25 protein-coding genes are annotated in these 24,381 nt (G+C 75.6%); 13 read left to right on the forward strand and 12 right to left on the reverse strand.

The window, feature by feature from the left end; all coding sequences use genetic code 11:
• The first annotated feature begins 7 nt into the window (after positions 1-7).
• The 4 genes from ACOACO_RS04905 to ACOACO_RS04920 all read left to right on the forward strand — a co-directional run bounded on the left by ACOACO_RS04905 (position 8) and on the right by ACOACO_RS04920 (position 2,042).
• Positions 8-214, forward strand: a complete 207-nt coding sequence (locus ACOACO_RS04905; protein WP_420295124.1) for a hypothetical protein — start codon at positions 8-10, stop codon at positions 212-214.
• Between the two features lie 65 nt (positions 215-279).
• Entirely contained in the window at positions 280-630 is a 351-nt protein-coding gene (locus ACOACO_RS04910; RefSeq protein ID WP_420295125.1) for a sterol carrier family protein, read from the forward strand.
• A 7-nt stretch (positions 631-637) separates the two neighbouring features.
• Positions 638-1,069 (forward strand): alternative ribosome rescue aminoacyl-tRNA hydrolase ArfB, encoded by a 432-nt coding sequence (gene arfB, locus ACOACO_RS04915; protein WP_420295126.1) that lies wholly within the window; start codon positions 638-640, stop codon positions 1,067-1,069.
• Between the two features lie 37 nt (positions 1,070-1,106).
• A complete protein-coding gene (locus tag ACOACO_RS04920; RefSeq protein WP_420295127.1) occupies positions 1,107-2,042 on the forward strand; it encodes an alpha/beta hydrolase family protein in 936 nt (311 codons plus the stop codon).
• Between the two features lie 558 nt (positions 2,043-2,600).
• Here the strand turns inward: ACOACO_RS04920 and ACOACO_RS04925 are convergent.
• Both ACOACO_RS04925 and ACOACO_RS04930 read right to left on the reverse strand, forming a co-directional pair.
• A complete protein-coding gene (locus ACOACO_RS04925; RefSeq protein WP_420295128.1) occupies positions 2,601-2,963 on the reverse strand; it encodes a lycopene cyclase domain-containing protein in 363 nt (120 codons plus the stop codon).
• Positions 2,960-3,301, reverse strand: a complete 342-nt coding sequence (locus ACOACO_RS04930) for a lycopene cyclase domain-containing protein (RefSeq protein ID WP_420295129.1) — start codon at positions 3,299-3,301, stop codon at positions 2,960-2,962. Before ACOACO_RS04930 ends, ACOACO_RS04925 begins: the two co-directional genes overlap by 4 nt.
• A gap of 45 nt (positions 3,302-3,346) precedes the next feature.
• On the opposite strand from ACOACO_RS04930, the gene ACOACO_RS04935 reads away from it, so the two are divergent.
• From ACOACO_RS04935 to ACOACO_RS04955, 5 genes are read left to right on the forward strand one after another with little or no spacing between them, the layout of a single operon-like run.
• A complete protein-coding gene (locus tag ACOACO_RS04935) occupies positions 3,347-4,201 on the forward strand; it encodes a YhjD/YihY/BrkB family envelope integrity protein (RefSeq protein WP_420295130.1) in 855 nt (284 codons plus the stop codon).
• Positions 4,198-4,929, forward strand: a complete 732-nt coding sequence (locus ACOACO_RS04940) for a hypothetical protein (RefSeq protein ID WP_420295131.1) — start codon at positions 4,198-4,200, stop codon at positions 4,927-4,929. Before ACOACO_RS04935 ends, ACOACO_RS04940 begins: the two co-directional genes overlap by 4 nt.
• Positions 4,926-5,807 carry a carotenoid biosynthesis protein gene (locus ACOACO_RS04945; RefSeq protein WP_420295132.1) on the forward strand — a complete coding sequence of 294 codons (882 nt, stop codon included), beginning with the start codon at positions 4,926-4,928 and terminating at the stop codon, positions 5,805-5,807. Before ACOACO_RS04940 ends, ACOACO_RS04945 begins: the two co-directional genes overlap by 4 nt.
• The gene (locus tag ACOACO_RS04950; protein WP_420295133.1) at positions 5,804-6,982 is read left to right on the forward strand and encodes a glycosyltransferase; all 1,179 of its coding nucleotides are present in this window, start codon (positions 5,804-5,806) and stop codon (positions 6,980-6,982) included. The genes ACOACO_RS04945 and ACOACO_RS04950 overlap by 4 nt, the downstream gene beginning before the upstream one ends.
• Complete coding sequence (locus ACOACO_RS04955) at positions 6,979-8,511, forward strand: phytoene desaturase family protein (RefSeq protein ID WP_420295134.1); 1,533 nt, start codon at positions 6,979-6,981, stop codon at positions 8,509-8,511. Before ACOACO_RS04950 ends, ACOACO_RS04955 begins: the two co-directional genes overlap by 4 nt.
• Positions 8,512-8,544: 33 nt before the next feature.
• On the opposite strand, the gene ACOACO_RS04960 is transcribed toward ACOACO_RS04955, so the two are convergent.
• Genes ACOACO_RS04960 through ACOACO_RS04970 form a run of 3 tightly spaced genes read right to left on the reverse strand, consistent with a single transcriptional unit; the run spans position 8,545 to position 11,805 of the window.
• Positions 8,545-9,246, reverse strand: a complete 702-nt coding sequence (locus ACOACO_RS04960) for a CDP-alcohol phosphatidyltransferase family protein (RefSeq protein ID WP_420295135.1) — start codon at positions 9,244-9,246, stop codon at positions 8,545-8,547.
• Between the two features lie 13 nt (positions 9,247-9,259).
• The gene (gene crtI / locus ACOACO_RS04965) at positions 9,260-10,885 is read right to left on the reverse strand and encodes a phytoene desaturase family protein (protein WP_420295136.1); all 1,626 of its coding nucleotides are present in this window, start codon (positions 10,883-10,885) and stop codon (positions 9,260-9,262) included.
• Positions 10,882-11,805 (reverse strand): phytoene/squalene synthase family protein, encoded by a 924-nt coding sequence (locus ACOACO_RS04970; RefSeq protein WP_420295137.1) that lies wholly within the window; start codon positions 11,803-11,805, stop codon positions 10,882-10,884. Before ACOACO_RS04970 ends, crtI begins: the two co-directional genes overlap by 4 nt.
• Before the next feature lie 151 nt (positions 11,806-11,956).
• Here ACOACO_RS04970 and idi point away from each other — a divergent pair, with 151 nt between their 5' ends.
• Positions 11,957-12,520, forward strand: a complete 564-nt coding sequence (gene idi / locus ACOACO_RS04975; protein WP_420295138.1) for an isopentenyl-diphosphate Delta-isomerase — start codon at positions 11,957-11,959, stop codon at positions 12,518-12,520.
• 4 nt (positions 12,521-12,524) lie between these two features.
• On the opposite strand, the gene ACOACO_RS04980 is transcribed toward idi, so the two are convergent.
• The 3 genes from ACOACO_RS04980 to ACOACO_RS04990 all read right to left on the reverse strand — a co-directional run bounded on the left by ACOACO_RS04980 (position 12,525) and on the right by ACOACO_RS04990 (position 16,375).
• The gene (locus ACOACO_RS04980) at positions 12,525-13,160 is read right to left on the reverse strand and encodes a response regulator (protein ID WP_420296299.1); all 636 of its coding nucleotides are present in this window, start codon (positions 13,158-13,160) and stop codon (positions 12,525-12,527) included.
• A 31-nt stretch (positions 13,161-13,191) separates the two neighbouring features.
• On the reverse strand, positions 13,192-14,574 hold the full coding sequence (locus ACOACO_RS04985; RefSeq protein WP_420295139.1) for a sensor histidine kinase: 1,383 nt from the start codon (positions 14,572-14,574) through the stop codon (positions 13,192-13,194).
• 85 nt (positions 14,575-14,659) lie between these two features.
• On the reverse strand, positions 14,660-16,375 hold the full coding sequence (locus ACOACO_RS04990) for a (2,3-dihydroxybenzoyl)adenylate synthase (RefSeq protein WP_420295140.1): 1,716 nt from the start codon (positions 16,373-16,375) through the stop codon (positions 14,660-14,662).
• A 169-nt stretch (positions 16,376-16,544) separates the two neighbouring features.
• Between ACOACO_RS04990 and ACOACO_RS04995 the strand changes: the two genes are divergently transcribed.
• Positions 16,545-18,113, forward strand: coding sequence for an FAD-dependent monooxygenase (locus tag ACOACO_RS04995; protein ID WP_420295141.1), 1,569 nt, complete (start codon positions 16,545-16,547; stop codon positions 18,111-18,113).
• Between the two features lie 101 nt (positions 18,114-18,214).
• Here the strand turns inward: ACOACO_RS04995 and ACOACO_RS05000 are convergent, their stop codons facing one another.
• The 4 genes from ACOACO_RS05000 to ACOACO_RS05015 are packed head-to-tail and all read right to left on the reverse strand — an operon-like array spanning position 18,215 to position 21,225.
• Positions 18,215-19,390 (reverse strand): alpha/beta hydrolase, encoded by a 1,176-nt coding sequence (locus ACOACO_RS05000; RefSeq protein ID WP_420295142.1) that lies wholly within the window; start codon positions 19,388-19,390, stop codon positions 18,215-18,217.
• A complete protein-coding gene (locus tag ACOACO_RS05005) occupies positions 19,387-19,713 on the reverse strand; it encodes a hypothetical protein (protein WP_420295143.1) in 327 nt (108 codons plus the stop codon). The genes ACOACO_RS05000 and ACOACO_RS05005 overlap by 4 nt, the downstream gene beginning before the upstream one ends.
• Positions 19,710-20,429: a VOC family protein gene (locus tag ACOACO_RS05010; RefSeq protein ID WP_420295144.1), complete on the reverse strand. Its 720-nt coding sequence runs from the start codon at positions 20,427-20,429 to the stop codon at positions 19,710-19,712. Before ACOACO_RS05010 ends, ACOACO_RS05005 begins: the two co-directional genes overlap by 4 nt.
• A 43-nt stretch (positions 20,430-20,472) precedes the next feature.
• Positions 20,473-21,225, reverse strand: a complete 753-nt coding sequence (locus ACOACO_RS05015; protein WP_420295145.1) for a maleate cis-trans isomerase family protein — start codon at positions 21,223-21,225, stop codon at positions 20,473-20,475.
• A gap of 149 nt (positions 21,226-21,374) precedes the next feature.
• On the opposite strand from ACOACO_RS05015, the gene ACOACO_RS05020 reads away from it, so the two are divergent.
• On the forward strand, positions 21,375-22,082 hold the full coding sequence (locus tag ACOACO_RS05020) for a TetR/AcrR family transcriptional regulator (RefSeq protein ID WP_420295146.1): 708 nt from the start codon (positions 21,375-21,377) through the stop codon (positions 22,080-22,082).
• A 178-nt stretch (positions 22,083-22,260) separates the two neighbouring features.
• Positions 22,261-24,366, forward strand: coding sequence for a hydantoinase/oxoprolinase family protein (locus tag ACOACO_RS05025; protein ID WP_420295147.1), 2,106 nt, complete (start codon positions 22,261-22,263; stop codon positions 24,364-24,366).
• Positions 24,367-24,381: the final 15 nt, after the last annotated feature.

The raw sequence follows: 24,381 nt of genomic DNA on the forward strand, positions 1-24,381 counted from the left end.
AGAACCCGTGAGCGACAGCAAGAACCGCCCCGAGGACAACGCCCAGAGCGAGGGCCAGGTGTCCGAGGTCGGCGCCATGGACCCGGCCGAGGCCGACACGCCGATCATCCCGGACCAGGCGACCGCCGGCTACCCGGAGGCCGAGAGCGGCCATGCCCAGGAGGGCACCGCCGGGCCGAACGCGAAGCCGAACCCGGAGAACGAGCCGAACTGACCTCCGAGGTCCGCGGCGGCCCGAGCGGGTTCGGCGGGGTCGGCGGCGCGTGCTTCGATGGGCGAGTGCCCCGTCGTCTCGTGCCCGCCGACCCCGCCGCCGTCTCCGACGCCCTCGGGCGCTGGCGCGCCGGCGGGGCCGACCGCGCGGACCTGAAGCTGCTGGTGAAGCACTACCTCGCCCTCCTGCAGGAGCGCGCCCCCGGAGCGTCCGTGGAGGTGCGCGTGCCGCCGTACGCCGCGGTGCAGGTGATCGAGGGTGTCCGCCACACCCGGGGCACGCCACCGGCGGTCGTCGAGACGGACGCCGACACCTGGCTGCGTCTCGCGACCGGCGACAGCCCCTGGGGCAGCGAGCCCCGCGTGTCGGTGAGCGGCGAGCGCACCGACCTGTCGCCGTACCTCCCGCTGCGCTGAGCCCGCGATGGACCTGGACGAGGACCTCGAGGTGACCCGCCGCTGGCGGGTGCCGGCCCGCGAGCTGGCGGAGCGGTTCTCGCGCGCGTCGGGCCCCGGCGGGCAGGGCGTGAACACGACCGACAGCCGGGTGGAGCTGACGTACGACGTCGAGCGGGCCGCGTCGCTGCCCGACGACCTGCGCGAGCGGGTGCTGGAGCGGCTCGCCACCCGCCTCGTCGGCGGGGCCGTCGTCGTGGTCGCGAGCGAGCACCGCTCGCAGCGCGACAACCGCCGGGCCGCCCGCGAGCGGCTGCTGGCACTGCTGCGCGACGCCGCGGCACCCCCATCCGCTCCGCGTCGGGCGACGAAGCCCACCCGGGGGTCGCAGCGTCGGCGCCTGGCGGCGAAGACGCGACGGTCGGAGGTCAAGCGTGGGAGGCAGGGCAGGTGGGACTGAACGAGGGGTCCGGCGGGCGAGCAGGGTGCCCGGGTGGGTGTCGCGGCGCGGCGTGCTGGCGGGCTCGCTGGGCGGCGTCGGGGCGGCGTTCCTGGGCGGCTGCGCCGACGACGGCCTGCCCGGGGCGGCCGACGAGCCGCCGCCGGACGACGCGACCCCGATCCCGGGCAGCGACGTGCTGACGCCGCGCCGGGTGACGTACGGCGACGACCCCGCGCAGTACGCCGACCTCTACCGCCCCGCCCCCGGCACCTCCGTGGACGGGCGCGCCTCGAAGGGGGTCGTCGTGGTGATCCACGGCGGCTTCTGGCGGGCCGAGTACGACGCCACGCTCGGCGCCCCGCTGGCCCTCAGCCTCGCCGAGAACGGGTGGACGGCCTGGAACCTGGAGTACCGCCGCGTCGGCTCCGGCGAGGGCGGCGGCGGTGGGTTCCCGACCACGCTCGACGACGTCGCGGCCGGCATCGACGCGCTCGCCGACGTCGACGAGCTCACCGACGAGGAGCGCGCCACGGTGCTGACGCTCGGGCATTCCGCGGGCGGGCACCTCGCCGTCTGGGCCGCCGCCCGCGGCCGCTTCGAGCGGTGGGCGCCGGAGCGGGTGCCGGTCACCGGCGCGGTCAGCCAGGCCGGGGTGCTCGACCTGACCGGGGCCGCGGACGACGCCACGGCCCGACCCCACGTGCTGGCCCTGGTGGGCGGCGACGCCGCGTCCGCCCCCGACGCCTACGCGCAGGCCGACCCGACGCTGCACCTCCCGCTCGGCGTGCCCGTGCGCTGCGTCCACGGCACCGACGACCAGGTCGTGCCGATCACGCAATCGCTGCGGTACGTCGAGCGCGCCGTCGCCGCCGGCGACGACGCCACCCTGACCGAGGTCGACGGCGACCACTTCGTCGTCATCGACGAGGCCTCGCCCGCGTGGTTCACCACGCTCGACCTGCTGGAGGGCCTGCGGCGTCCCGCTGGTTGAGGGCGCGGCGTCTCGGTGGTTGAGGTGGGTGCGCTAGCACCCCTCGAAACCACGGCCGGTCGCGCGGGAGCAGTGGTTTCGAGGGCTTGCCAGAGCAAGCCACCTCGACCACCGGGCCGGACAGGCCGGCGGGCTCTCAGCCGCGGCGGGTGCGCTGCCGTCCCGGTGGTTGAGGTGGGTGCGCTGCCGTCCCGGTGGTTGAGGTGGGTGCGCTAGCACCCCTCGAAACCACGGCCGGTCGCGCGGGAGCAGTGGTTTCGAGGGCTTGCCAGAGCAAGCCACCTCAACCACCGGGTCGGACAGGCGCGCGGGAGCAGTGGTTTCGAGGGCTTGCCAGAGCAAGCCACCTCAACCACCGGAGCAGCAGCCGCCAGGGACCAGTGGTTGAGAGGCGGGTCGTGGTTTCGAGGGCTTGCCAGGGCAAGCCACCTCAACCACCGATCGGTGGCGCGGCGTGCCTCGCGGCGGGTTCTCAGCCGCGGCGGGTGCGCTGCCGTCCTGGTGGTTGAGGTGGGTGCGCTAGCACCCCTCGAAACCACGGCCGGTCGCGGCGGGTTCTCAGCCGCGGCGGGTGCGCTCGAGCAGGCGGGTGACGGCGGGGATCGGGCCCGGGCCGGGCTCGGGCTGGACGCCGCGGCGGCCCCACCAGACCCAGAACACCAGCGACAGCGTCACGAGCGAGTAGCCGAAGAGGAAGTCCTCCACGGGCGCGTGGCCGATGCGCCAGCCGAGGATCGCGTCCTCGTCGTAGATGAACACGCCGCGCGACGTGAGGTACTCGTTCGTCAGCAGCTGGAAGAACAGCACGATGGCGTACGACGCCCAGTACGCCTTGCGGGTCAGCAGCCGCGTGCGCAGGACCCACAGGTCCAGCACGACGGTGACCGCGATGCCCAGCAGGGAGGCCTCGGTGTGGGTCACGCCTGCTCCTCCCGCTCGTCGCCGATGCGCCAGCCGGGGCGCATGCTGCGCACCGCCTCGATGGTGAGGACCGACGCGAGCGGCACCACGAGGAAGAACGCCCACTCCTCCAGCGGCAGCGGGCCGATCTCGATGCCGAGGGTCTGCGCGACGTCGAACTCCCAGTGCCCGGCGTGGACCGCCGCGACGTCCCAGATCGCGAACGGCACGGCCACGCACAGCAGGGTGAGCGCGAGCCGCACCACCCGCGCGTACACCCGGGTGCGGAGCACCAGCTCCAGTGGGAGGGTGACCACGAGGACGAACACGAGCATCGCGGCGTACGTCAGTTGGCCCATGTCGTCATTGTTGCGGGTGTCGTGGAGGCCGGGAGAAGGGGCGGGATGAGCGTCTGGAGCAGCGGGGTCGCCGAGACCCGTGGCCTGCTGCGAGGCACCGGCCGCCTGCTGGAGGGCCGCGACCTCTCGGGCGCCGCCGCCACGCTCACCTACTTCTCCGGCATCGCCGTCGTGCCCTGGCTCCTGCTCGCGCTGTGGACGTCGTCCTGGGGCTCGGGCGCGGGCGCGGCGGAGGAGCGCCTCCTCGAGCTGCGGGTGCTGGTGCCGCCCGACATGGGGGCGCGACCGTCGTACGACGCCCTCGTCCACGCCGCCGCCCACCTGGGCCTGCTGGGCGCGGTCATCGTGCTGTTCCCGGCCTCCTTCTACGGCGAGGGCCTGCGCCGCGCGGGCCTCGCGCTCGCCCCGCACCCCGACCGGCTCACGGGCTGGCGGGCACGCCTCGCCCTGATGCCCGCCCTCCTCGCGCTGCCGGTGCTGGCCTGGGCGCTCCTGGCAACCGGGGACGCACTGGTGCCGCTGGCACCCGAGGGTGGCGGAGGAGGCCCGGTGGACCGCGTGCTGCGGATCGTGCTCGGCTTCGTGGCCGTCTGGCTGGTGCTCGCCGTGCTGCTGGCCTGGGTGTTCCTCGTCGTGATGCCCGAGCGTCCCCTGACCTGGGTCGCGATCGCCGGCGCGCTCGGCACCGGGTCGTTCCTCGCCGGGTTCCTCCACGGCTTCCAGCTGTTCCTCGCGCTGCCCGTGGACGTCGGGGTCCCGTTCGGCGGGCTCGGCGTCGTCGGTGGCGTGGTCGCGGTGGGCCTGTGGCTCTACGTGCTCCACGTCGTCGTGCTCCTCGGCTGGACCGTGACCCGCGCCCTCGACCTCCGCGTCCGCGGTGGCCGCGAGGCGATCGTGTGAGCCCCGACCGCTCCGGCCCCGTCGTCGAGCTGCGCGTGTGGGGCGTCGACCGGGTGCTGCCCGCGCTCGGACGGATGGCGGTCGGTCCCCGCGCCGTGCGCCGCCTGCCCGGGCTGCGGTTCGCGAAGCTGCTCGGCACCGGCTCGGCCCGCACCTTCACCCCGCGCGACGCCGACCCGCGGCACTGGGCGCTGCTGACCGTCTGGGAGGACGCCGCGGCCGCCGCGGCGGGCGCCGACGCCCGCCCCCTGCGGTCGTGGCGCGACGCGAGCCACGAGGAGCTGCGGGTGACGATGACGCCGCTGTCCTCGCGCGGGCTGTGGTCGGGCGTCGAGCCGTTCGGCCCCGGCCCCTTCCAGGCCCCGCACGACGGCCGCGGCGACGACCCCGACGCCGGGTCCGCCGCCCCCGTCGCCTCGATCACCCGCGCCCGGCTGCGGCCCACGCGCGCGCCGTCGTTCTGGCGGGCCGTCCCGCCCGTCGTCGCCGACCTCACCGGCACGCCCGGCCTGCGGCTCGCCCTCGGCGTCGGTGAGGCCCCCATCGGGCTGCAGGGCACCTTCTCGCTGTGGGACTCCACCGAGGCCCTCACCCGCTTCGCCCACGGCTCGGCGGCCCACCGCGCCGCGGTCCGCCGTACCGAACCCGCCCGCTGGTACGCCGAGGAGCTGTTCGCGCGGCTCGCCGTGCGCGACGTCGTGGGCACCTACGAGGGGAGGACCCCGTGACCCGACCCCTGACCCGGCTCGCCTGGGTGCTGGCCGGTGCGACGGTGCTGGTGCAGATGGCGTTCCCGTTCACCGACGGCGGGACGCTGGCCCTCACGACGGGCAGCGTGCTGCTCCTCGCGGCGGCCTCGCTCGTGCACGCCGCCGCGACCCGCGGCCCGGGCGCGGCGCTGGTGCTGCTCGTCGTGGCGGGCGGCGGCGGCCTCGTCGCCGAGGCGGTCGGGACGCGCACGGGCTACCCGTTCGGCGCCTACGAGTACACGGGCACGCTCGGGCTCGAGGTGCTCGACGTGCCCGCCCTCGTGCCGCTGGCCTGGGTGATGATGGCGTGGCCCGCGCTCGTCGTGGCCCGCCGCCTCGCCGGCTCCCGCGGCCCGGTCGCCACGGCGCTCGTGGGTGCGCTCGCGCTCACCGCGTGGGACGTCTTCCTCGACCCGCAGATGGTCGACGCGGGCCACTGGGTCTGGGCCGACCCGCACCCGACGCTCCCCGGGGTCACCGGCATCCCGCTGACCAACTTCGCCGGCTGGCTGCTCGTCTCCCTGCTCATGGTGGCGGTGCTCGACCGGCTCCTGCCCGGCCACGGCGACGCGGGCCGCCGCGACGCGGGCCACGGCGACGCGGGCCGCCGCGATGCGGGCGACCGGGCGCCGCTGCGCGACGACGCCGTGCCCGTCGTGGTCTACCTGTGGACCTACTTCTCCTCCGTCCTCGCCCACCTCGCCTTCTTCGGCCGGCCCCCGGTCGCGCTCGTCGGCGGGATCGTCATGGGGCTCGTCGCCGTGCCGCTCGCCGTCGGGGTCGTGCGCGAGCTGCGGGCCGCCCGGGCGGTCGCGGAGCCCCAGGGCCCCCGGACGCGTCAGGGCCACCCGTCGTGACGGGCCCGACCCGAGGGGTACGGCGGGCCCGTGCGGGCCGCGTGCTCGTCCGCGCCGGCGCGGGGGTCGCCGTGGCCTCGCTGGGCCTCACCCTCGACAACCTCCGCCGCCTGCGCGCGCCCGACCCGGGGGCGACGGCGACGCCCGAGCCGCTCGCCGTGCTGCTGCCGGTGCGCGACGAGGTCGACGCCGTCGCGTCCTGCCTCGTCGCTGTCCGCGCGGCGGCCGACCGCTGGCCCGGCCCGGTGCGGGTGCTCGTGCTCGACGACGGCTCCACCGACGGCACGCGCGCGGTCCTCGACCGCCTCGCCGCGACCGACCCGCGCCTCGAGGTGCTGGCCGGTGAGCCCACGCCGCCCGGCTGGCTGGGCAAGCCGTGGGCCTGCCACCAGCTGGCCCGCGCCGCGGGCGCCGGGTCCGACGCCGGCACGGGACTGCCCGACGGGGTCCTCGTGTTCGTCGACGCCGACGTGCGCCTCGCGCCCCACGCCCTGGTCGCGACCGTCGCCCTGCTCCGCGCCACCGGCCTCGACCTCGTCTGCCCCTACCCCCGCCAGGAGGTCGGCGGGGTCGGCGAGCGGCTCGTGCAGCCGCTGCTGCAGTGGTCGTGGATGAGCACCCTGCCCCTCGGGCTCGCCGAGACCTCCCCGCGCCCGTCCCTGGCCGCGGCGAACGGCCAGCTCCTCGTCGTCGACGCCCGCGCCTACGCCCGCGCCGGCGGCCACGAGGCCGTGCGCGGCGACGTGCTGGAGGACATCGGGCTGCTCCGCGCAGTCAAGCGCTCCGGCGGCCGCGGCGTCGTCGCGGAGGGCAGCGCGGTCGCCACGTGCCGCATGTACGACGGGTGGCCCGAGGTGCGCGCCGGCTACCGCAAGTCGCTGTGGGCGGCGTTCGGCTCGCCCGCCGGTGCCGGTGCCGTCACGGCCCTCTTCGCGCTCGCCTACGTCGTGCCGCCGGTCGCGGCGCTGGGCGGCTCGCGCGCGGGCCTCGTCGGGTACGCCGCGGGCGTCGCCTCCCGGGCGCTCGTCGCGCGTCGTACCGGCGGGAGGGTCGCGGACGCTCTCGCGCACCCGGTCTCCGTGGTCGCGTTCGGCGCGCTGACCGCCGACTCGGTCGTGGCCCGCCGGCGCGGCGTGCTGCGCTGGAAGGGCCGTCCCGTCGAGGTGCCGGCGTGACGGACACCCCGACCGGCACCCCGTCGGGCCCCACCAGCCGGGTCGTCGTGGTCGGCGCCGGCGTCGGCGGGCTCGCGGCCGCCGTGCGGCTGCAGGCGCTGGGCCACCGGGTCACCGTGCTCGAGCAGGCGCCCGCGGTCGGCGGGAAGCTCGGCGTGCTCGAGGCCGACGGGTTCCTCTTCGACACCGGCCCCTCGCTGCTGACGATGCCCCACGTGCTGGAGGAGCTGTTCGCCGACACGGGGGCGCCGCTGCGCGACGTGCTGCCGCTCGAGCGCCTCGACGTGGCGTGCCGCTACACGTTCCCCGACGGCACCGTGCTCGACCTGCCCGGCGACGTCGCCGCCGTGCCGGCCGCGCTCGACGCGGCCCTCGGGCCGGGCCGCGGCGAGGAGTGGTCGGCGTTCCTCGACCGGGCCCGCCGGATCTGGGACGTCACCCACGAGCCGTTCCTCGAGTCGCCCATCGGCGTCGGCGACATGGTGCGGCTGTCGCGGCGGTTCTCCCACGTCACGACCGTCGCGCCGTGGGCCTCGCTGCGCGGGTTGGGGCGGCGCTACCTGCACGACCCGCGGCTCGTGATGCTGCTCGACCGGTACGCGACGTACACCGGCTCCGACCCCCGCCGCGCTCCGGCCGCGCTCGCCTCGGTGCCGTGGGCGGAGCAGGCGTGGGGCTCCTGGTACGTCCCCGGCGGGCTCGGCCGCATCGCCACCGCCCTCGTCGAGCGCCTCGTCGCGCTCGGCGGCGAGGTCGAGACCGGCGCCGAGGTCGTCGAGGTGACGACGGGCGCGGGCGGTCGCGCCGACGGGGTCGTGCTCGCCGACGGCACGCGCCGCGCGGCCGACGTCGTGGTCGCGAACGCCGACGCCCGCCAGGTCTACGAGCGCCTCGTGCGCGGTGCCACGGCGCGCCGGGCCGCGACCCGGGTACGGCGCACCACGCCGTCGCTGTCCGGCGTCGCGCTCCTCCTCGGGGTGGAGGACCCGCCCGTCGGCACGCCGCACCACCAGGTGTTCTTCACCGAGGACTACGACGCCGAGTTCGACGCCGTCTTCGGCCGGAGGGGACGGCCGCGCCCGGTCGAGCGCCCGACCGTGTACGTCGCGGCGCCCGACGACCCGAGCGTCGTGCCGGAGCCCGGCACGGGCGCCTGGTTCGTGCTCGTCAACGCCCCGCCGCACGACCCGGGGCACGGCACCGACTGGGACGCGCCGGGGCTCGCCGCCGCCCACGCCGACGCGGTGCTCGACCTGCTCGCCGAGCGCGGTCTCGACGTACGACGCCGGCTGCGGCACCGCACGGTCCTCACCCCCGCGGACCTCGAGCGCCGCACGCTCACGCCCGGCGGCTCGATCTACGGCACTTCCTCGAACGGGGCGCGGGCCGCGTTCCTGCGCCCGGCGAACGCCTCGCCGGTGCCGGGCCTGTTCCTCGTCGGGGGCTCCGCGCACCCCGGCGGCGGGCTGCCGCTCGTGGTGCTCTCCGCGCGGATCGTCGCCGGGCTCGTCGGGCCGCCCCGGCGCTGATCCGGTCTCGACCGGCGCCGAGCGAGCCGGGCCTCAGACCAGCGCGCGCCGCACGGCGCGGAGCACGTGCCCCGTGCCCACGAGCGCCAGTCCCAGCCCGACGGCCGCGCCGGTCGTGGCCAGCACCGCGCCGTCGACACGCGGCAGCACGTCGACCCCCGTCGTCCGCGCCGCCCACTCGGCCGCGCAGGACGCCGCGGTGAACGCGGCGACGAGCACCCGGGAGGGGCGTTCCCACACGGTGACCGCCCCCGGCCCGGTCATGCCCGCGGCCTGGGCGCTCGCCCGCGCGTACTCGAGCAGGAGCGTCAGCCCCGCCACCGAGGCGACGAGCCACCAGGGCGCGCCGAGCACCCCGAGGGTGGCGAGCAGCAGCAGGTCGGCGCAGCGGTCGGCGAGCGCGTCGAGCACGCGCCCCCACGTCGAGTCGGTGCCGGTCTGCGCGGCGAGCGCCCCGTCGACGCCGTCGAGCACGGCGGCCGCCACGAGGGGCACCACGGCGACCAGCGGCCACGCGGCGCCGAGGGCGGCCAGCGCGGGCACGGTGGCGGTCAGCAGCACCCCGGCCAGCGTGACGACGTCGGGGTGCACGCCGCGCCGGGCCAGCGGGCGCGCGCAGGCGTGGGTGAGGCGCACCCACCCCGCGACCCAGGCCGAGCCGCGCGGGTCGAGGCCGCCGTGCAGGCGCGACCAGTGGGCGTAGGCCTCCTCGGCGCGCTCGCCTCTCGTCCCCATCGGGGAGCGGGCCTCAGACCCGGTCGCCCACGCGGGGCGCGGGCTCGGGCGCCGGCTCGGGCGAGCGCCCGACCGAGCGGTCGCCGCGCAGGCGCTTGAGCACCAGCTCGGCGCTGATGACGCACATGGGCAGCCCGATGCCCGGCACCGTGCTGTGCCCGGCGTAGTAGAGCCCCTCCACCTTGCGCGAGCGGTTGCCCGCGCGGAAGAACGCGCTCTGTCGCAACGTGTGGGCGGGGCCGAGGGCGCCGCCGGACCACGCGTTGACGTCGGCCACGAAGTCCGCCGGGCCGACGGTGCGGCGCACGACGACGCGCTCGGCCAGGTCGGGCACTCCGGCCCACTCCGCGACGAGGGCGATCGCGCGGTCCGCGGTCGCCTCGACCTCGGGGTCGCCCGCGCCGTCGACGCCCCCGCGGCCGAGCCCGGGGTCGGGCGGCACGGGCACGAGGACGAACACGTTCTCGTGGCCGTCCGGGGCCACCGAGTCGTCGGTGGCCGACGGCTTGCAGACGTAGATCGACGCCGGCGTCGGCACCCGCGTGGGCTGCTCGAAGATCGCGTCGAAGTTGCTCTTCCAGTCCCTCGTGAAGAACAGCGAGTGGTGCGCCAGCTCGGGCAGCCCGCCGCGCACGCCGAGGTAGACGAGCACCGCGCCCGGCCCCGACACCGCCTTGTCCCAGAACGACTGCGGGAAGGTCTGGAGGGCACGCGGCAGCAGCGTGGTCTCCACGTGGTGGAGGTCGGTCGCACCGACGACCACGTCGGCGGGCAGCACGTGCTCCTCGCCGTCCGCGTCGCGCAGCCGCACGCCGGTGACCTCGGCCCGGCGCCGGTCGAGGGGGGAGCCGGTACGACGGCGCGCGGTCAGCACCTGCGTCACGGTCGCCCCGGTGCGCAGCCGCGCGCCGCGCTCGCGGGCCAGTCGGGCGAGCGCCTCGACGAGGCGGGTGAAGCCGCCGTCGGGGTAGCGCACGCCGTCGGCCAGGTCGAGCCAGCTCATGAGGTGGTACATCGCCGGGGTGCGCTCGGGCGACGAGCCGAGGAACACCGCGGGGTAGCCGAGCACCTGCTGCAGCCGGCGGTCGGTGAACCGCGACGCGACGTGGCTCTGGAGGCTGCGGGTCAGCAGCCCCGCCAGGCGCGGGCCGTGGGCCAGCACGGCGGGGGCGGCGTACGCGCCCGGGGTGTCGAAGCTCGTGTAGAGGAAGCGCTCGACGGCCATCGCGTAGGTCTCGCGGGCCGTGGCGAGGTACGCCGCCAGCTCGGCGCCGGCGCCCTCCTCGATGCCCTCGAAGATCGCGCGGTTGCGCTCCTCGTCGGCGGCCACGTCGACGCTCGCGGTCTCGCCCTCGAAGAAGACGCGGTAGCCCGGGTCGAGGCGCACCAGGTCGAGCTGCTCCTGCGTCGTCGTGCCGAGGAGGCGGAAGAAGTGGTCGAACACCTCGGGCATCAGCCACCACGAGGGGCCGGTGTCGAAGCGGAAGCCGTCGGTCTCCCACGAGCCGGCGCGGCCGCCGAGCTCCGCGTTCTTCTCGACGAGCTCGACGTCGTGGCCGTCGGCGGCCAGCAGCGCGGCGGTCGCCAGGCCGGCGACGCCGCCGCCCACGACGACGACGCGGCGGGGGTCGGCGCTCACGGGGCCACGACGGCGCTCGGCGTGCGGGGCCGGCCGCGCCGCGCCACGGCGGCCGCGGCGAGCCGGGCCTTCACCACCGGGGGGACCCGCACCCGCTGGTGGCGCAGCGCCTCGGCGGGGGTGCGGCGCAGGCGGGCCGACAGCTCGGCGAAGAGGTCGTGGGCCGTGCAGACCGCGACGCGGCTGCTGCGCGGCAGGGCCGGGACGACGGCGGCGGCGGCCTCGAGGTCGGCGTCGATGTCGTCGAGCCAGCGGTCGCGGTCGGCGTCCGCCGGACGGTCGGGGTCGAGGCCCACGAGGTAGCGCCGCCCGAGGTCGTCGCTGTCCTCGCCCAGGTCGCGCAGGAAGTTGATCTTCTGGAAGGCCGCGCCGAGGCGTCGCGCGCCGGGGGCGAGCTCGTCGTACCGGGCGCGGCGGTGCGGGTCCTCGGCCAGGAAGGCGCGCAGGCACATGAGGCCGACGACCTCGGCGGAGCCGTAGACGTAGTCGGCGAGGCTCGCCTCGTCGTGCTCGGTGCGCTCGAGGTCGGTGCGCATCGAGGCGAAGAACGGGGTGGTCAGCGAGGCGTCGACGCCGCAGCGGCGGGCGGTGCGGGCGAAGGCGTGGACGACGAGGTTGCTGCTCGACCCCGAGGCGAGCGCGGTGTGCAGCTCGTCCTCCAGGGTGTCGAGGGCGGCGCGCTGCTGGTCGGCGTCCTGGTCCGGGCGGGGTGCGTCGACGATCTCGTCGGCCACCCGCACGAGGGCGTAGACGTTGCGGACGTCGCCGCGCACCGGCTCGGCGAGCAGGCGGGACGCCAGGCCGAAGGAGGACGAGTAGGAGGAGATGACGAGCGACGCGCTCGCGTCGGCCACCTCGTCGTACTGCAGGTGGGGGCGCGGCACCGTCCCCCGCCGCGGTCCCTGCAACCAGGCGCTCATCGCTCTCCTCTCGTCCTGGCAGTCTGCGGGACCGGTGGTAGGGGGAGCGGTCCGAGCGGCCGGCCGGGGCGCCGTCCCGCGATCAGGTGGCCGGTACCCCCGTCCGCCCGCCCGCATGCGGGCCGCTGGGCCCGCCTGGTTCGATGGCAGGGTGCCCGTCTCCCCGTCCCCGCAGAGCCCGGTCGAGGAGGACCTCGTCGTCCTCGTCGACGACGACGGCACGCCCCGCGGCACCGCCCCCCGCGTCGGGGTGCACAGCACGACCACCCCGCTGCACCTGGCGTTCTCCTGCCACCTCCTCGACCGCGACGGCCGCCTGCTGATGACGCGGCGGGCCCTGGTGAAGCGGACGTGGCCCGGGGTGTGGACCAACTCGTACTGCGGTCACCCGCGTCCGGGCGAGGACGTCGCCGACGCGGTGCGGCGCTACGGCCGGCGCGAGCTCGGCGTCGACGTGCACGACGTGCGCCCGGTGCTGCCGCAGTTCCGCTACCGGGCCGTCGACGCCAGCGGGGTCGTCGAGAACGAGATCTGCCCCGTCTTCGTCGCGCGCACCGACGACGCGCTGCGCCCCGACCCCGACGAGGTGGCGGAGCACGCCTGGGCCCGCGTCGAGGACGTCTGGGCGACCGTCGAGCGCGCGCCGTGGGCGCTCAGCCCGTGGTTCGTCGAGCAGGTCGCGGCCCTGGGCGCCGACCCCGCGGCGTACCGGTGAGCCGTCAGCGCAGGAACGCCAGCACGGCCTTGACCCGCCGGTGCTGCCCGTCGTCGGCGTGCAGGCCGAGCTTCGCGAAGATCCGCTGCGTGTGCTTCTCGACCCCGCCCTCGCTGACGCCGAGCCGCTCGGCGACCGCGGCGTTCGAGAGGCCCTCGGCCATCGCCGCGAGCACCTCCCGCTCGCGCGGGGTGAGCGCCGCGAGCGGGTCGCGGCGCCGGCGCATCAGCTGCGCGACCACGAGGGGGTCGAGCACGGTGCCGCCACCGGCGACCGTGCCCAGGGCGTCGAGGAACGCGCCGAGCTCGCTGACCCGGTCCTTGAGCAGGTAGCCCACCCCGCCCTCACCGGCGGCGAGCAGCTCGTCGGCGTAGGACACCTCGACGTACTGGCTGAGCACCAGGATCCGCGCGCCCGGCCGTTGCCGGCGCACCTCGACCGCGGCCCGCAGGCCCTCGTCGGTGTGGGAGGGCGGCATGCGGACGTCGACGAGGGCGAGGTCGGGGGAGTGCTCGAGCACGGCGGCCACGAGGCCCGGGCCGTCGCCCGCCGTCGCGACGACGGTGTGGCCGGCGTCGGCGAGGATCAGCTGCAGGCCCTCGCGCAGCAGCACCGAGTCGTCGGCGACGACGACCCGCAGGCCGTGCGCCCCGTCCCCGCGACCGCCCACCTCACCCACGCAGCGGCACCTCCGCCCGCAGCACCGTCGGGCCGCCCGCGGGCGAGTCGAGCACCAGGGTGCCGCCGAGCCCGCGCACGCGCTGGGAGAGGCCGGCGAGTCCGGAGCCCTTGCCGAGGTGCGCGCCGCCGACACCGTCGTCCGCGACCTGCACCCGCACGGCGTCGCCGTCGGGGGTCGGCACGGTGAGCACGTCGACGGCGACCACGCCGGCGCCGCTGTGCTTGGCGACGTTGGTCATCTGCTCGGCCACCACGAAGTAGACGGCGGTCTCCACGTGCGGCGGGAGGCCGTGGGCCAGGGCGGGCTCGACGACGAGGTCGACGTGCTCGTCGGCGCGGGCGATGAGCTCCTCGAGCGCGGGCCCGAGGCCCCGGTCCACGAGGAGCGGCGGGGCGATGCCCCGGGAGAGGGCCCGCAGCTCGTCGATCGCGTCCCGCGCCTGCTGGTACGCCGCGTCGAGGGCGTCGCGCGCCCGCTCCGGGTCCTGGTCGAGCTGGTGGCGGGCGCGGCCGAGGTCCATGGCGAGGCGCACGAGGCGCTGCTGAGGGCCGTCGTGGATGTCGCGCTCGAGGCGGCGCAGGGAGCGCGCCTCGGCGTCGCGGGCGGCGTCGCGGCCGCCGGTCGCCCGACGTACCTCGTCCTGGAGGCTGGCGCGGCTCGACAGCAGCGCCTCCGCGAGGCCGGCGTGCGCGGCCACGGCGATCCGCACGACCCACGGCAGGAGGAGCAGCGCGACCACGCCGAAGACGGTGTTGAGCACGGTCTCGGGGCCGCGGCCCTCGCCCATCCCCAGCAGCTCGGCGAGGGTCGCGCCCTCGGTGTCCGGCAGCCAGCGCTGCCAGAACCAGTAGGTGAGCCCGCCGGCCACGCCCGCCCACCAGCCGAGCACGACGGCGGCCATCGCCACGCCCGTGACGGACGACAGCAGCGCCCACGTCACGTCGAGCCACGACTGCGGGTCGCGCAGCACGGTCAGCACCCGCCGCAGCCACCCGACGTCCTCGCGCGCCCGGGCGTAGGCCGGTGAGGGCGCCCGGCGCCCCAGCGCCGTGCGCAGGCGCACCCGCTCGACGTGGGCGAGCCCGCGGGCCAGCAGCGCGGTGCCCGCCAGGACCGGCAGCCCGACGACGAGCCACGACAGCGAGATCCCGGCGACCAGGCCGGCGAGCACGAGGGTGAACGTGACGACCGCCAGCGGCAGGGCGGAGGCGGCGTACCCGGTCTCGGCGGCGAGGCGGGCGCCCCAGCCGCGCGGAGGCGGCGCGGCGGCACCTGTGGCGCCCGCAGGACCCGCCGGCCCCGCGGGTGCGGCCGCCCCGGGGAGGGCGGCGTCGGGGGGCACGGCGAGGGGCACGTCGAGAGTCTCGGTCATGACGACGACGCTAGGGAAACGTCGCCCCGCCCGGCAGCCGGTGAGCCGGACGGTCCGGTGTCGGGCCAGCCCGACACCCCCCGCCTCAGGCGGGGCCCACCGCCGGGGCGGTCAGGCCCGCGTGGGGCTCGGCGGCGGGGGGCCGTTCGGCCGCGACCCGTGCCGCGATCTCGGCGGCGAGCCGCTTCTTGTCAAGCTTCCCGACGGCGGTCGTCGGCAGCCGGTCGACCCACTCCAGACGCTCGGGCCACTTGAACTTGGCGAGGCCGATCTCGGCGAGGTGGTGCCGTACGTCGGGGAGTCCCACCGGGGCGTCGGTCGCCACGAGGAAGGCACAGGTGCGCTCGCCCAGGCGCTCGTCGGGCATCGCGACCACGGCAGCAGCCGCGACCGCGGGGTGGCGGAGCAGGACGAGCTCGACCTCCTCGGCGTTGACCTTCTCCCCGCCGCGGTTGATGACGTCCTTGATGCGGCCCTCGACGCCGAGGTAGGTCCGGCCGTCGATGGTGCGCTCTGCCACGAGGTCGCCGGTGCGGAGGAAGCCGTCGTGCGTGAAGGCACGGGCGTTGTGCTCCGGAGCGTCCAGGTAGCCGCGCAGCGTGTACGGCCCGCGGCAGACGAGCTCGCCCACCTCGCCGGGCGGCACCTCCTCCTCGGTGCCCGGGTGGAGGACGCGGTACTCGTCGTCGGGGCACAGCGGGGAGCCGACGGTGCGCAGCCGGGCCTCCCGCGGGGCGTCGCGGTGGGTGATGGCGAAGAACCCCTCACCCATCCCGAACAGCTGTCCGCTCCACACGCCGAGCTGCTCGAGCCGCTCGAAGAGGGCGTCGGGCACCTTGGCCCCGGAGAGCACCACGGTGCGCAGCGTCGGGGCCAGGGCGGCGAAGTCGTCGCGCGGCACGGCCCGGTAGTGCCCGTGACCGACGAGCAGGTCGGTCACGCCCTCCGCGGCAAGCACGGGGAGGGCGACGTCGAGGTCGGCGGGCGTCAGCAGGAGGCACCCGCCCACGCTGTGCGGGCCGTGCAGCCCGCAGACGATGCCGGCGTTGTGCACGAGCGGGATCATGTGCCCGTTGCGCGTCGTCGCATCCCATCCCCAGCCGGCGGCGTAGGCCCGCGCGTTGAACCAGTACTCGGCGTGCATCCGCGGGATGACCTTCGGTACGCCGGTGGTCCCGCCCGACAGCTGCAGCACGGCCACGTCGTCGGGGTTGATCGTCGCCTGGACGCGGTCGACCCGTGCCCGCGCCTCGGCGGCGTCGACGTCAGCGCCGAGGTCCTCGACCCGCGCACCGGGGGTGTCTCCCGTGGCCCCCACGGTCAGCAGGTGCCGCAGGGTCGGGTGGTCGACGGCCTGTCCCCGGGCGAACGCGACGAGGTCGGCGGAACCGCCGGCCTCCACCAGGTGGGCCACCGCGCCGGTACGACGGGAGATGGCGCCGATCTCGTGGGCGCGGTGCGCCGCCAACGTGCAGACGGGCACGAGGCCGGCCTTCAGCAGGCCGTACCAGGCCACCACGACCTCGATGCGGTTGCCGACCTGGAGCAGCACCGTCTGCCCCGGCCGGAGGCCTCGGTCCATCAGGCCGACGGCCACCCGGTCGGCCGCGCGGTCCAGTTCGCGGTAGCGCAGCCGGGCGTCGGGCGTCACCACGGCCTCGCGGTCCGGGAAGGCGTCGGCGACGGCGCGCAGCTCGTCGGCGATCGTCCTGCGTCCCAGCACGCCGACCTCGCGGAGCCGTGCGACCTCGTCCGCGGGTGGCCTGGTGACACGTCGGGCCCAGTCGGTGGTGGCATCCATGGCGGACCTCCGTCGTCTCGTCGTGGTGCGGGGTCCGGTGGGCGTGGACAGCGTGCGCACCTCGTGGTCAAGTGTGACGCTAGCCATCGCTGGACGTCGGTGTCAAAAGATTGACGCACCTGTCGGTCCATCGTACGGTCGGGCTTTCGAAGAGGAGAGGAGACCGTCGATGGACCTGCGATCTGTGGCCGTTCTCGGGGGTGGGCCCGGAGGTCTGTACGTCGCGCGGCTGCTGAAGCTGCGCTGGCCGGACTGCGACGTGCGGGTCCACGAGCAGTCGCCGCCGGCGACGACGTTCGGCTTCGGCGTCGGGCTCGCCACGCGCACGCAGCGCAACCTCTCCGCGGCCGATCCCGCCACCTTCGACGACATCGTCGCCCGCTCGCACCCCCACGACATGGCGATGGCAGTGGGGGACAGCCGCGTGCAGCTGTCGGTCGGCAACCTCATCGCGATCGGCCGGTCGACGCTCCTGGAGGTGCTCCGGGACCACGCCCTCGCAGCGGGGGTGCGGATCGAGCACGGCCGCCGGGTCGACGTCGAGGAGCTGCGCTCCGACCCCGCCGTCGACCTCGTTGTCGCCGCGGACGGGATCGGCAGCACGGTGCGCGAGCGGTACGCCGCGGAGCTCGGTGCGCGCGTCACGACGCACGACAACCTCTACCTCTGGGCCGGCACCGAGCAGGCGCTGCCCAGCGCCGTCTTTCGCCCGGTCGAGACCCCGGTGGGGACGTTCGTCGCGCACGCTTACCCCTACGCCGCCGACCGCAGCACCTTCCTCGTCGAGACGGACGCCGCGACCTGGCGGCGGGCCGGCTTCGACGCCACCACGGGGCGCACGCCCCTCGACGCGAGCGACGAGGAGTCGCTGGCCTTCCTGTCGAAGGTCTTCGACGACGACCTCGACGGTCGCCCGCTCGTCGGCAACCGCACCCGCTGGCTGCGGTTCCGCACGGTGCGGTGCGCCCGGTGGCACCTCGACGACCTCGTGGTGCTCGGGGATGCCGCCCACACGGCGCACTACTCCATCGGGTCGGGGACCAAGCTGGCCATGGAGGACGGCATCGCGCTCGTCGCAGCCCTCGCCGAGCACGCGAGCGTCGCGGCGGCACTGACGGCGTACGACGAGCGCCGCCGCCCGGCCGTGGAGCACCTCCAGGACACCGCAGAGCGGAGCATGCGCTGGTGGGACGCCTTCCCGGAGCGGCTGGACCTGCCGGTCGAGCGGCTCCTGGTGGCGTACATGACCCGGGCCGGCAAGGTCGACCTGCAGCGCTTCGCCGCTCTCGCGCCGGCCGTCGCGCGCGCCGGGCTGGAGCAGTACGCCGGCGTCGCGCCCACCGGGGTGCCGGACGCCCGGCTCGACGACTGGGTGCTCGAGCAGCCCCTGCGGCGCGACCCGGTCCGGCTGCCCGGACGGCTGGTCGACGCCCCCGCCGCCGCCGGGCTCGACCCGTGGGTGCTGAGCGCCGTCCCCGACGCCTGGGGGGCGGGCGGCGACGCGGCGGTGGCGGCGGCGTCGGGCGCCGCCGCCGCGGGTCGCGCCGTGGCGGTCGAGCCCGCCCCGGGCACCGGGACGCGCTCGGCGGCGCTCGACGTGTGCGAGCTGGCCGAGCGGGTGCGCCGCGAGGCCGGCGCCCTCACGGTGGTGCGGGTCGCCCCCGCCGACCGGTCCGTGGCGGCCGCGGCGCTCGCCAGCGGGCGGGCCGACCTGGTGGAGCTGGTGCCCGAGGGGTGATCCGGTGCAGGCAGCGCCGACACGCACGCGAGAGGGCCGCCCCGGTCGGGCGGCCCTCTCGTGCGTCGCGTGCGTCTCGTCCGCCCGGGGCTCGCGGGGGGTCAGGACCGTTCGTCGAGCCACGTCCGGATCTGCGCCGCCGCCAGCTCGCTGCCGGTCGGTTCGCCCTTGCGGACCGAACCGCCGAAGTGCGTGCCGGCAACGCTCGTCACCGTCAGGTCGTCGCTGCCGAGGGCATCGCTCATCGCGGCGATATCGGCCGGGAAGGACGCCTGGTCGCCGGTGAACTCGACCAGCATGCTCGGCACCGTCACGGCCGGCGCGTTGCGCAGGAAGTCCGCGCGCGTCGTCGTGACGCTCCATGTCGACATCCACGCCTCGGCGGTCGACAGGCGGCCGAACCCCGGCAGCCCGTAGTTGCCGAGGTCGGGTCGGCGACCGAACAAGGAGCCGTAGGGCCGCTCGTTGGGGTCCAGCGACAGGTCGACGTTGCGCAGGTCGGCGTCGGTGCGGTGCACCGGGATGACCCGCGGGACCAGCGCCGCCCGGCGGTCCGCCACGTCGTGCGCGGTGTCGTACGCGTCCGCAGCGGCCGCGGTGGCCTCGACGTGGGCGCGCGCGACGGCGTCGATCCGCCGGATCCGCGCGGTCTGCGCCGCGCGGTAGCGCGCGACGAACTCGACGTCGTACGACGAGCTGGCCGGCGCCGGCACGAAGCCGTTGGCCGGGGAGAACGGGTCGAGCGACGGGTCGACTGAGAGCGGGTCGCCCTCGTTGGTCACGGACGGATCGATGACGCGCTCCAGGAGCGCGCCCTGGCCCGGGTGGGGGGCCATGAACACGATGCCGTCCGGCAGGGGCATCACCGCCTCGGCGAGGGCGACGGCCCGGCCCGAGGGGGTCGCCACCAGCCGCTCGCCCGGGGGCAGGGACGCCTGCTCGCAGTAGAACGCGGCGAGTGTCGCGCCCCCGGAGTGCCCCAGGCTCACGACCCGCTCGAAGCCCTGGTCCCGCAGGAACGCGTGGCCGGCGGCGAAGTCGACGATCGCCTGCTCGTGGAGCAGGTTCAGGTCGTTGTTTGGCGAGCGCGAGCCCTGCGTCCAGACGGCGTGGCCGGCCTCCAGGAGGTGGGGCACCATCGCGTGGTGGGTGACGTCCTGGCGCGGGTGCATGATCGTCACCACGGTGCGCGCGCCGCCCGGCGCGCGCAGCACGCCGGTCACCTTCGCGCGGTCGACGGTGGCCAGCTCGTGCACGGTGGTGGTCACGGCGCTCACCGGGCCCCCGATCCTCGGTCGGTGTCGGTGTCGGTGTCGGTGTCGGTGTCGGTCCCGGCGTCGGCGTCCGCTCCGGCGCGGGCCTCGGTGCGCAGGGCGTCCTTGTCCCACTGCGCGATCCGCCACCCGTCGAGGCCGGCGACGCAGCTGTACCAGACGGCGTGCCGCGCTCCCGTCGAGCGCCGGTCGATCGAGATCGGCGCAGCGGACGTCAGGGCGAAGTAGGGGCCGACCTTGGCGACCTCGACGTCGGGCAGGTCGGCGGCCACGCCCGCGATGGGCACGTTCTCGGGCACGTCGAGCATGAAGAGCCGGTGGGTCACGACGACACCGGCCCCTCAGGGGAGACGGCGAGACCGGGGGCGGCGGCGCCGTCGGGGGCGGTGATCCCGTGCCCGGCGCCGGTGGCGCCGACGCGCTCGCGCTCCCAGCGCTCGGCGCGCTCGACGATGAGCTCGGCCTTCCGCACCAGCAGGTCATCCATCCCGGCGCCGGGTCGCTGCACGATGTCGACGAGCGCGTCGATCGTGAGGGTGGCGTCGAGGTCCTCCTGGGGCATCACCGGGCGCATCGCCCGGGTGATCTCGACCATGTAGCCGTTCGGGTCGTGGGTGTAGATCGACTCGATGGTCTCGTGCTGGATCTGCATCTCGACCGGCCACTCGCTGGCGTCGAGGCGGCGGCGGTACTCGAGCATGTGGTCCTCGGTGTCGACGTGGAGCGCGAGGTGGCGCGAGCGGACGAAGAACTCGGGCACGTCGGCGTCGAAGCGGGCGTAGACGTCGCCCTTGGCGCCGGACTGCGGCGGCTCCAGGCCGAAGTAGTAGAAGAAGGCGATGCGGTCGCCACCGCCGATGTCGAAGAAGAAGTGGATGAAGTCCGGGTGGTTCTCCGGACCCCAGCCCGCTGCGCAGATCGAGTGCACGACCGGGAAGCCGAGGGTGTCGCGGTAGAAGCGCACCGTCCCGGCGGGGTCGAAGGTCGGGAACGCGGCGTGGTCGACGCCCCGTACGAGGTGCTGGTCACCGAGGTCGCTCATCGGATGTCCTTCCGGTGGGGGTGGGCTGGTGGGGGCGGGCGGCTCAGACGCCGACGGCCAGGTCGGCGCGCAGGAGCGAGCCCGCGCCGGGGATCGCCACGGGGAGGCCCGTGGCGCGCAGGATGCTGTAGGCGCCCGCGGTCGCGGCGGACAGCACGGGCAGGCCGAGCTCCTGCTCGGCCGTCTCGACGAGGTCGAGCGAGGGCATCTGGACGCAGGCGGAGATCACGAGCGCGTCGACGCCGGTGAGGTCGAGCGACCGTGCGGCGGCCATGACCTGGTCGCCGGGGATACGGCCCACGGCGTGGTTGTCCTCGACCTCGAGGGCGCGCCAGTCGGCGACCTCGAGGCCCTCGGCCTCCAGGTAGGCGACGACCTTCTCGGCCAGGGGCCGCACGTACGGCGTGACCAGCGCGATCCGGGACGCGCCCAGGGCCCGCACGCCCTCGACGAGCGCGCCGGCGCTGGAGCGCACCTTGGCGTCGCTGCCGCCCGTGGCGAGCTGCTCGGCGACGAGGGCCTCGACGCGCTGGTGCTCGCCCGGGCCTACGGCCATGAGGGCGACGAGGCAGGCGTACAGGATCACGTCCGGCGAGGCGTCGCCGATCTCGAGCACGCAGCGCTCGCGCTGGGCGTTCATGGCGGCGAGCTGCTCGGGGGAGACCCGCGCCATCCGCATGCGGGTGGAGTGGAACGAGAACGTGGCGTCGGCGTGCCGCCCGAGGAGGGCCGGCATCTCGGTCTCGACGGTGACGTTGGAGCTGGGGACGACGAGCCCCACGCGTACTGGTGCCATTGGGTTCCTTTCGACCACTCCAGCATTCAACGCCGGTGATGGAAAGTCAACGGATGCGTAAGATGGCCATTGCCACAGGTCTACCGTCGGGTGCCTGGCGTGGCCCGGTGGTGTGCGGCGTCACGACCCGCGGTCGCTAGCGTGGGCACGTGAGCGCCGACGAGACCCAGCCCAGCCGCCCCCGGACGAACACGCGGCGCTCGCTCGTCGAGCAGGAGATCTACGAGTCCGCCACCCGGCTGTTCGCCGAGCGCGGCTTCGCCGGGACGAGCTTCCAGGACATCGCCGACGCCGTCGGCCTGACGCGTCCCGCGCTCTACCACTACGTGCGGAGCAAGGACGAGCTGCTCGCCCGCCTGGTCTCGGAGATCACCGAGAGCGCGGCGGCCGAGATCGCCGCCGTCGCCGAGCGCGCAGACCTCTCTCCGGCCGACCGGGTGCACGGCATCGCGGCCACGATCGCGCGACGCCAGGGTTCGCACGCTGCACGCTTCCAGCTGCTCGTGCGCTCCGAGGCCGACCTCCCCGAGGAGATCGCGGCGGCCCACGCCGCGGGACGGCGCGCCGTGCTGCGCCTGCTCGCCGGCGTCGTGGCCGAAGGTGTCGCCGACGGGTCGTTCCGCGACGTCGATCCGCGGGTCGCGGCGCTCGGCATCATCGGCATGAGCAACTGGGTCGCCTGGTGGTACCAGCCAGGGGGGCGCGACGACCTCGACGCCGTGTGCGAGGAGCTGGCCGGGCTCGCCGTCGGCGGGTTGCGCGGTGACCCGGCGCGACCCGTGGCGACGACGCCGGCGGAGGCCGTCGGCGCGCTGCGCGCCGAGCTCGACCGTCTCCAGCGGCTGCTGGAGGGATGATCGCCGACCGCTCGTGTCGCCCGACCTGCTCCGTACCGCCCCGCCCCGGCTGCTGCCGGGGCGGGGCGGCCTCGTTCTCGCTGCCGGCGATTTACGATGGTGTTGATCTATTGACGCTTACGTCGGTCGCTCCTAGGGTGTGTGAGCCCAGCCACACCGACAACAAGGACGGGACGACATGGCTTACGTCATCGGGGTCGACGTCGGCGGAACCTTCACGGACGCCGTGCTCGACGACGACTCAGGCAACCTCGTTGCGGCCAAGGCGCCGTCGACGCCGCCCGACTACTCCCAAGGGGTCATGGACGTCCTGGCCGCGCTCGCCGAGCAGCTGGGCGAGCCGCTGGGGGAGATGCTCGCCAAGACCCACCACATCGCCCACGGCACGACCTCGTCGCTGAACGCGCTCGTCATGGGCAACGTCCCGCCCGTGGGGTTCGTGACCACCCAGGGTCACCGCGACTCCTTGTTCATCATGAACGTCGAGGGCCGCTACCTCGGCGCCTCGCCCGAGGTGCTGCAGAACGTCCTCGGGCAGAGCAAGCAGCACGCGCTGCTGCCCAAGCGCCACGCGGTCGAGGTGGTGGAGCGGCTCGACCGCAACGGCGACGTGGTTGTCGCCCTCGACGAGCAGTCTGTACGCCATGCGGTCGCGCCGCTTCTCGCGGAGGGCATCCGGTCGATCGCGGTCTCGCTGCTCTGGGCGTTCAAGAACCCGGCGCACGAGCAGCGGGTGCGCGAGATCGTCCACGAGCTCGACCCCGACGTGTTCGTCTCGCTCTCCAGCGAGGTCAGCCCGCGCATCCGCGAGTTCGCCCGCAGCGCCACCACCGTGATGAGTGCCCAGATCGGCCCCGGCCTCCGCGACTACCTCGGCACCCTCGAGGGGCAGCTGCGCGCGGACGGGCTCGCCGGGCCGCTGCTGGTGATGCAGAGCAACGGCGGCGCGATCGCGGCGGCCGAGGCGCCGGCGACGGCGATCAGCACCGTCGGGTCCGTGCTCACCGGCGGCGTCGTCGGTGCCGTGTCCCTGGCCGAGCAGCTGGGCCACCGCAACGTCATCTCGACCGACGTGGGCGGCACGACCTTCCTCGTCGGCCTGGTGGTCGACGGCGAGCCGGTCCGCACCAGCACCACGATCATCAACCACCACCCGATCAACGTGCCGACCCTCGAGGTGCACGCCATCGGCTCCGGTGGCGGCGCCATCGCGTGGATCGACGCCGGGGGCAACCTGCAGGTGGGCCCGCGCAGCGCGCAGTCCGTGCCCGGCCCGGCCTGCTACGCGGCCGGGGGCACGGAGCCGACGAACACCGACGCCAACCTCGTGCTCGGCATCCTGCCGACCTCGGGCCTCCTCGGCGGCCGGAAGGCCCTCGACCTCGATGCCGCCCGCGACGCGATCCGCACCCGGATCGCCGAGCCGCTCGGCCTGAGCGTCGAGGACGCGGCGGCCGCGATCTACGCCGTGCAGAACGCCCAGACCGGCGACCTGCTGCGCAAGACGGTCGTCGAGGCGGGGCACGACCCCCGCGAGTTCGTGCTCTACGCGTTCGGCGGTGCGGGTCCGGCGTACTGCGCGTCGTACGCCGCCGAGGTCGGCGTGAAGGAGGTCGTGGTGCCGCTCGGCCCCGTGGCCTCCGCGTTCTCGGCGTACGGTCTGGCCTCCTCCGACATCGTCCTGACCGCCGAGGTGTCCGACCCCGGCCTGATGCCGCTGCCGCCCGAGCGTGCGGCGGCGCACTTCGGGGCGCTCGAGGCGCAGCTCGCGGGCGCCCTGGGGCGGCAGCAGCTGAGCTTCGACCGCGTCGAGTACGCGCGCTCGATGGACCTCTGCTACACCGCCCAGCTCGCGGAGGTGTCGGTGGAGGTCCCCGGGGGCGAGCTCGAGCCGGCCGACATGGTCGGCGTGGCGGAGTCGTTCGAGCGCCGCTACGCGGAGCTGTACGGCGAGGGCACCGGGTTCAGCGCGGCGGGGGTGCAGGCCATCACCTTCCGCGTGCGGGCCACCGGCATCCTGCCCTTCGACCCGCAGATGCCGAAGCTGGCCGACGCGGAGAGCGCCGACCCCGCCGACGCGCTGCTGGCCACGCGCAGCGTCTGCCTCGACGCCCGGCACGGCTACGTCGACACCCCCGTCTACGACTACCGCGCGCTACGGGCGGGGCATCGCATCGCCGGCCCGGCCGTCATCGAGGTGCCGACGACGACGGTCGTCGTACCCCCGGGGATGACCGGCACCGTCGACCACCTGGGCAACCTGAACATCCACACGAGGGACTGAGGACGAGAAGATGGT

The sequence above is a fragment of the Nocardioides sp. CPCC 205120 genome (genome assembly GCF_048654585.1).
Classification (GTDB): Bacteria; Actinomycetota; Actinomycetes; order Propionibacteriales; family Nocardioidaceae; genus Nocardioides.